The sequence below is a fragment of the Nocardia stercoris genome, from assembly GCF_003696265.1.
GTDB lineage: Bacteria > Actinomycetota > Actinomycetes > Mycobacteriales > Mycobacteriaceae > Nocardia > Nocardia stercoris.
The window spans coordinates 258608-265417 of the sequence record NZ_RFFH01000009.1 but is presented as its reverse complement, the minus strand read 5'-3'; the positions used below and the strand labels follow the sequence as shown (position 1 = coordinate 265417).

Annotated in this window: 5 protein-coding genes; 3 read left to right on the top strand and 2 right to left on the bottom strand. The window is 71.6% G+C overall.

Features of this window, described 5'->3' with window-relative positions; genetic code table 11:
- Positions 1-435: 435 nt before the first annotated feature.
- A complete protein-coding gene (locus tag EBN03_RS21750; protein WP_158675704.1) occupies positions 436-1290 on the top strand; it encodes a helix-turn-helix domain-containing protein in 855 nt (284 codons plus the stop codon).
- A gap of 170 nt (positions 1291-1460) precedes the next feature.
- Positions 1461-1955, top strand: coding sequence for an FKBP-type peptidyl-prolyl cis-trans isomerase (locus EBN03_RS21745; RefSeq protein ID WP_122189915.1), 495 nt, complete (start codon positions 1461-1463; stop codon positions 1953-1955).
- Between the two features lie 248 nt (positions 1956-2203).
- Here EBN03_RS21745 and EBN03_RS35165 read toward each other — a convergent pair whose 3' ends face one another.
- Together EBN03_RS35165 and EBN03_RS21730 are read right to left on the bottom strand one after the other, a co-directional pair.
- Entirely contained in the window at positions 2204-4918 is a 2715-nt protein-coding gene (locus tag EBN03_RS35165) for a primosomal protein N' (RefSeq protein WP_233608524.1), read from the bottom strand.
- A gap of 366 nt (positions 4919-5284) precedes the next feature.
- The gene (locus EBN03_RS21730) at positions 5285-5872 is read right to left on the bottom strand and encodes a TetR/AcrR family transcriptional regulator (protein ID WP_233608520.1); all 588 of its coding nucleotides are present in this window, start codon (positions 5870-5872) and stop codon (positions 5285-5287) included.
- Between the two features lie 76 nt (positions 5873-5948).
- Between EBN03_RS21730 and EBN03_RS21725 the strand changes: the two genes are divergently transcribed.
- A complete protein-coding gene (locus tag EBN03_RS21725) occupies positions 5949-6794 on the top strand; it encodes an SDR family oxidoreductase (RefSeq protein ID WP_122189914.1) in 846 nt (281 codons plus the stop codon).
- The last annotated feature ends 16 nt before the right edge of the window (positions 6795-6810 follow it).

Sequence of the window (6810 nt, the reverse complement as noted above, 5' to 3'; positions counted from 1 at the left end):
GGCGGCGCGACCGGCGGCGCGACCGGCGGCGCGACCGGAGGAGCCACCGCAGGCCTGGGCGGGGCGACCGGCGGCGCCACCGGCGGGGCCACCACCGGGCTGAAGTAACAGCCACGCCAGAGGTATTCGATCCGGCCGGCGGCCGGGCACCGCGACGGCGCCCGGCCGCCGGTGTGCGTGAGGCGATTCGGTGCGACACCCGGCGCGACGCGCGGTCCCGCACCGAATCTGGCAAATCGTGCATAATCCCTCCGACGCGTATTGCATCTCACGTCCTCGCACCGAGATATGCAGTAGGAGGTCATTCGGTTGCCTGCCCTCGCGGACTTCGGCACGCTTCGCTGGACGACTCCCGAGACCGCGGCGGTGCCACCGCCGAGCAGGCCACACGCCGAACCCGATCCGGTACCTCATGTTCAGGTGTGGCCGTTCGGCGTGGTCGATCTACTCCGCATCCCCGCCGACCCGGCGCACGGTGACTGCGCGGACTGCCCGAACGAAGATCACCGGCCGTCGGTGTCGATCGCGTTGCAGCGCAACACGACAGCAAATCGGGCTACCCCCGAGCACCCGCTCGGTGTGTGCACGCTGATCGACCCGGACCGGCCGGCCGACACGACCACCGGATCGGTCGCCCTGGTCTTGCGACTGCCCCTGGAACGGATCGATCCGCACCTGCGCACGCCCGCCGTCGACGCCGCGGATCTGATCGACAGCCCGCTGCACGATGTCATGGCGTCGCACATGTGGCAGCTGGCCGCCGACGCCGAGAAGCTCAGCACCGACGCGGGTGCCGATGCGATCGGCGACGCGTGCGTCGAGCTGGCGGCCGCGCTGCTGGCTTCGGCGGCGGGCCGGGCGAATCCGAATCCGGCCGCGCCGGATTCACTGCTGGACCGGATCCGGCAGTTCGTGCGGACCGAGGCGACCGATCCCGACCTGAGTCCCGCGACCATCGCCACCGCCCACAACCTTTCGGTGCGCAGCCTCTACCGGCTGTGCGCCGAGGCGGGAATCTCGTTGCGGCAGTGGATCATCGAGGAGCGCGTCGCACACGCCGCAGCACTGCTGACCGACCGCGCCGACCTGACCGTCACCGCCATCGCGCACGCCAGCGGTTTTCGCGACGCCACCCACTTCACCCGCCGTTTCCGCGCCCGCTACGGCGCTACCCCCGCCGCTTGGCGGCACCGGCACCACACCCTCGCCACCCATCCCTCGTCGCCGCGTTCACCTATCGTTCCGCACCTGGCCACGACATCGATATACGCTGCCGCGCAAGTGGTCTGAAGACCCACAACACAGACCGCCCGGTGCCGGTGCCGTCCCCGTTCGCCACCCCCGATCACCGACGTCCGAGCCGCCGGCTCGACGACCACCACCACCGCGCCGCCGGCCCGCCCACACTAGAGATACTCGACGGGACACTGCATACAGCGCGAACCAGCCGGAGGAGTGCGATGAACGTCGGCGACAACACGGTCGTGACCGCCAGATACACCCTGACCGATGCGCAGAACGCCCCCATCGAAACCGATGCGTACCTGACCTACCTGCACGGTGGTTACGGGGGCACGCTGCCCAAGCTCGAGGAGGCCCTCGACGGCAAGGCCGTGGGCGACCGTGTCCTGGTGCAGATCGAGCCCGAGGACGCCTTCGGCGACTACGACGAGAACCTGCTCCGCCTCGAATCTCTCGCCGCCCTCCCCGCCCCCGTGGAGATCGGCACATACATCGAACGCCCACTCCGCGAAGACGACCCGGCCGGCGAAACCGACCAGTTCCTGGTCACCGACATCGCCGAGGGCGCAGTGATCCTCGACGGCAACCACCCCCTCGCCGGCCTCGCCCTGCGCTTCGACCTCGAGGTCACCGACGTCCGCCCCGCCACCGACACCGAACTCGCCGAACGCCGCGTCACCGGCGACACCGCCATCCGCCTCCACCGCCCCTGAGCGGCCAGGCAGCCGATCTCGAGCGGATACGTCTGAACCCGAAGCGGCGCATCCCGTTTGCGGGTGCTACGAACAGCGAGGACAGCGGCGAGACGCGGGACAAGGCCGGACCGTGGACGCACCCACGGTCAGCCGATCTCGAACGCATATTCCGAACCCGAAGCGGCGCATCCTGTTTGCGGGTGCCGCGAACAGCGAGGACAGCGGTGAGGGCGCGGGACAAGGCCGGACCGTGGACGCACCCACGGTCAGCCGATCTCGAGGGGATCGATCTGAACCCGAAGCGGCGCATCCTGTTTGCGGGTGCTGCGGACGGCGAGGGCGGCGGTGAGGGCGCGGGAGAGGGCCGGGCCGTGGGCGCGGTCGGTGCGCAGGATCATGCGTTCCACCTCGGCGGGAGATTCGCCGGCGGAGAACGGTTTCCGGGCGCCGGGTGGGAGCGGGACCGGGCCGAGGATCTCGGTGCCCGGGGGGAGCTGCGCCTCGGCGAGCAGTTCGGCGACCGAATCGGCGGTTCCGTCGAGGGCGGCCAGCCGGACGGTCGGCGGGAAGCAGACCTCGGCGCGGGCGGCAAGTTCGAATGCCGCGTGGCCCACTGGATCCCAGCGGACCAGGGCCTGCACGGTCGGCAGCGACGGTTCGGCCATCACGATCACCTGGCCGGACGGGCGCACCAGGGTGGCGGCGGTCATCCAGCGGCGCAACGTGTCCTCGGCGGCCCGCAGGTCGGCGCGGCCGAGCAGCGCCCAGCCGTCGAGCAGCAGGCCGACACCGTAGCCGCCAGGCACCACCGGCTCGGCGCCGATCGTCGAGACCACCACCTGCGCGCCCTCGGGCACCGAATCCAGTACCGCCTTCCCGCCGGAGCCCCGGATCGGCACTCCGGGGAAGGCGCGGCCCAGCTCCTCGGCGGTCCGCGCGGCACCGATCACCACCGCCCGCAGCGCACGGGAACCGCACGCCGGACAGCGGAACGCCGCCTCGACCTTGCCGCACCAGCGGCAGGCCGGACTGTGCGCGACTTCGCCGGACCCGCTGCGCGACAAGGCGACCCCGAGTTCACGAGCACTGGCCCGCGGCCGCGACTCCTGGTCCCGGCTGCCGCCGGGCAGCTGCGACCAGCCTCGATCCGGTCCGTGCGTCACACCGGAACTGTTGTCCGGCAACGCGAGTGGACCGTTGCAGTGCCGGCAGCGTGCCGGGGTACGGCATTTCGCGCACGACAGCGCCGGAACGTACCCCCGCCGCGGCACTTGGACCAGCACCGGCTCCCCCGCGGCCAATGCCCGCCGCGCGGCAGCGAACGCCACTCCCGGGATCCGGACCGCCCGCGCGACCGGATCCCGCTCCAGCGCGATATCGGTGTCACCGGGCGCACTGATCCGCGGCGCGCACGCACGCACCTCCGCGCGGTCGGCCACGAGATCGTGCGCCCACCCGGATTCCACGATCGCCTGCGCCTCGGCGGTCCGGGCGAACCCGCCGACCACGAAGGCCGCACCCGTCTCGTGGGCGCGCAGCATCGCCACTTCCCGGCCGTGCGGGTACGGCGACCGCGGCTCGGCGTACGTGTCGTCACCGTCGTCCCAGATGACGATCAGTCCCAGATCACGGGCGGGCGCGAACACCGCACTGCGCGTCCCCACCACCACCTGCGCCGTCCCCCGTAGCACCGACAACCACCGCCGGTACCGCGCCGCCGGCCCCAGCCCCGCCGACAGCCCGACCGCCGCCTCCCCCACCATCTCGGTGCACGCCGCCAGCACCCGATCCAGATCCCGCTGGTCGGGAACCATCAGCACCGCCGACCGCCCCCCACCGACCACCACCGCCGCCAACTCCGCCAGCCGCCGAGCCCAGTCCTCCCCCGGCAGCGCCTGCCACGCCGCCCGCGGCCCCTTCCCCTCCCCGAGCGACTGCAGAAACGACATCCCGTGCCGATACCGCCCCCACGCCGCGAATCGCGAAACACCCTGCGTCGCAACCGGATTTGCGCGATCGGCCACATCCCCCACACCAGCCGCACCCACTCCCGACGGGCCTTCACCGCCCGCCCGGAACGTCACTGCCGCGGGCACCACCGATCCGACCCCGGCGACCGGCTCCGGCTCGCCGACGTCCTCAGGGCGGCTGACCGGCTGAGTGCCACCAACCGGCTCCGAGCCACCAACCGCCGAGTCCGACTTCGGGCCTGCGAGAGGCACATTCACCGATGCGGTGATCGACCCTCTTCCGTCCGGCGGGATATCGGATGCGCGGCCGGCCGACGCTGTGCCGACACCGGATTGCTCCAACGCCGCCGGCCCGGGCAGCGTGCCGGAATCTCCCACCCCGACGGCTGGGTGGCCGTGCGGAATCGATGCCGCGCGCCCGGCACGACCCTTCAGGCCATCGTCTTCGGGCGTCCGCTGGTCATCCGACCCCCCCACCGGCCCTGATCCGGCATGCACCGTCGCGACCGACTGGACACCGGCGGCAACGGCGTCCTCATCGCCACCATCCCCAGCCGCCGAGCGCGGTCCATCGCTCGGGGCCTTGTTCCTGACCGCCGTTTCGGAAACTTCCTGTGGCACAGCCGAATCCACATCCGAGGCGGCCGACCCCACCGCCTCGGCCGCGGCCTTCGCGGCCTCGCCCTCGACCTTTGCGTGCCGGGGCGGCACCGCCAGGCGCAGGACGTCGGCGCGGGTACCGGCGTAGCGGGCGGCGACGGCGGTGACCAGGCGCAGGATTTCGGGGGTGAGGACCTGTTCGCCGGAGACGACTCGTTCCAGGCGCATGAGGCGGCCGGTGTGGTCGGACCGTTCCAGGCGTTCGAGGAGGTAGCCGTCGACGAGGCGGCCGGAGAACCGGACGCGGACCCGGACTCCGGGCTGTGCGATCGCATCCAGTTCCGGCGGGACCAGATAGTCGAAGTCCCGGTCGAGGTGAGCGGGTTCCAGCAGCGGCAGGACGCGGGCGATCGGGCGCTCCGGCGTCGTGCCCGGTTCCGGTGCGGCGGACGGCGCGACCTCGGCAGGTCGCGCACCGACCTCCAGCTCGGCTTCGTCCACACAAGGAGGTTACTGGGTGGGACGGACACGACCGCCGAGGCCCGAGCCCGAGTCCGCCCGCCACCAGCGCCGGAGCGGAACCCGTTCCACCACAACGCATCGAGCCCGAGCACTCATAGGTGCCCCGTGCCGCCCGGCCTGAGCGCACAATCATCGCCCCTTCACGGCAAGAATTGCCTCCGGAGGCCCAAGATTGTGCGCTCAGGCCGGGCGGGCCCGGGTAGCGGAGGGACTGCAGCACTCCCGACAGGCCGGGCGCCGGGCGGGCATTCCTGCTCAGCTCGATAGGTCGTCGATCCAGCGCTGCAGGCGGGCGCCTTCCGCCACCATCAGCTCCGGGTCACGGAAGGTGTTGGTGAGCAATGAGATTCCCTGGTAGGCGGCGATCAGGGCGACTGCGAGTTCGGGGGCGTCGGTGCGGCCGAGGGCGGTGAACTGGGCCTGGGCCCAATCCACGAGACGGCGCATGACCTGTGCGAGTTCGCCGGCGGGGCCGTCGGGCCGCTTGTCGAGTTCGGTGGCGAGGGTGCCGGACGGGCAGCCGAATCGGACGGCCACGTCCCGCTGGTCGACCCAGCCCTGGACGAGTGCGCGCAGGCGCGCCGCCGGATCGTCGAGGCGATCGAGTTCGGCGAGCAGCGTCGTGAGGGTGTCGTCGTGGGCGCCGATGGCGGCGTGGACCAGGTCGTCCTTGGTTTTGAAGTAGTAGTACACGTTGCCGACCGGCACTTCTGCCGCCCGCGCGATATCGGCGATGGTCGTCTTCTCCACGCCCTGTTCGTGGAACACCCGGGCCGCCGCGGCGGACAACCGGTCCCGCTTCATCTCCGGGGTCATGCGCGCACCCGCCACTGAGTTAGCCATACAACTAACTATAGACAAACCGGCCCCGGGACTCGTACTGTCGATTTTAGTTAGTCAACCAACTAAGGAGCTCGACATGATCGCAGTAACCGGCGCCACCGGGAACATCGGCCGCACCCTCGTCACCACCCTCGCCGCCGGCGGCGCGAAGGTGATCGCAATCTCCCGCGGCGACAAGGAGATTCAGGTTCCCGACGGCGTCGAACACCGCACCGCCGACCTCGGCGACCTCGGCTCGCTGTCCACTGCCCTGGCCGGCGCGGACACCCTGTTCCTGCTCATCACCGGCGCGCAGCTGGTGTCCGGCCCCGACCCCGACGAGGTACTCGCGACCGCCGCCGCGGCCGGGGTGCGAAAGGTGGTCTTCCTGTCCTCCCAGGGTGCCGCCACCCGGCCGGGCAGCGACGCCTACGCACGCACTCTCGCCTTCGAAAATGCCCTGGCCCGAACGGATCTGGAGTGGACGGTGCTGCGCCCGAGCGGCTTCTTCACCAACACCTACGCCTGGATCGAGCCGGTCCGGACCCGGCGCACCGTCCCCGCCCCCTTCGGCGATGTCGGCCTGCCGGTGGTCGATCCGGCGGATATCGCCGCCGTCGCCGCGGCCGCGCTGACCGAACCCGGTCACGCCGGCCGGACCTACACCTTGACCGGCCCGGCCGTGATCACCCCGCGCGAACAGACGGCCGCACTGTCGGCCGCGCTGGGGGAACCGCTGCACTTCCACGAGCTGACCCGCGCCGAGGCCCGCACCGGCATGCTGCGCTTCATGCCGGAATCCGTCGCCGACCACACGCTGACCATCCTCGGCGAGCCCACCGGCGCCGAACAGCAGGTGAGCGGCGACATCGCGGCCGTACTGGGCCGTCCCGCAACGGATTACGCGACGTGGGCCACTCGCACCGCGGCCGCCTACCGCTGAGCACGGCCCGCGGAAC